General features: G+C 58.9%; 1 protein-coding gene. It reads right to left on the bottom strand.

What is annotated here, in order from left to right; genetic code table 11:
- On the bottom strand, nucleotides 1-328 hold a 328-nt coding region (locus tag ACS8YF_RS19975; protein WP_440851811.1), incomplete at its 3' end, for a hypothetical protein.
- Between the last annotated feature and the right edge of the window lie 251 nt (nucleotides 329-579).

Raw genomic sequence — 579 nt, 5'->3', positions numbered from 1 at the left:
CTCCCAGCCACTCGTACGGCCCGTGCAGTACTTCAGCCACCGAATCGAGACCAAACAGCGCTGCGATAGCATCCAGAGTACGCATCATTAGCACCGCCCTCTCGTACGGTGAACTGGCGAACTCCAGTACTCGCTCTCCTCGAACCAGTTCATCAACATAGCGGGGCGACACGCCCAGGATAGCGGCAACGTCGTCTGCCGGGATCGAGCACTCCGGCATGGCGCGAACGAGCACGACACTGGCCGCCGCCGCCATCTCGTGAGGACTGGACGCTTCCGCGCCAAAAGTCGTTAAACCGTCCGGTGGGTGGCCTTCTCCTGTGTCCATCGCGCACTCCTTCCATCGAGCAGAGGATCGAGCGGCCAATACGCCTTGCTTCTATCGACACGATACCGCAACCCGAGCGAACACCCCATAGAGACTCACTAAACCTCGCAGCGAAATCGGCGTCTCCGACCGAAGCTGGGGTGAAATAACACAACGGCTGTAGTACTTCCCGAATCCAGCCGCTGTTGCCGCGAGCGTGCGCGCTTTTTGCCGTAAAGATCAGCATCAAAAATTCGAGCGTAAAACCGAAG

The organism is Salinisphaera sp. SWV1, assembly GCF_052044155.1.
In the GTDB taxonomy this organism is placed as follows: Bacteria; Pseudomonadota; Gammaproteobacteria; order Nevskiales; family Salinisphaeraceae; genus Salinisphaera.
Note: the sequence above shows the minus strand (reverse complement) of the source record. Positions and strands in the feature narration are given on the sequence as shown.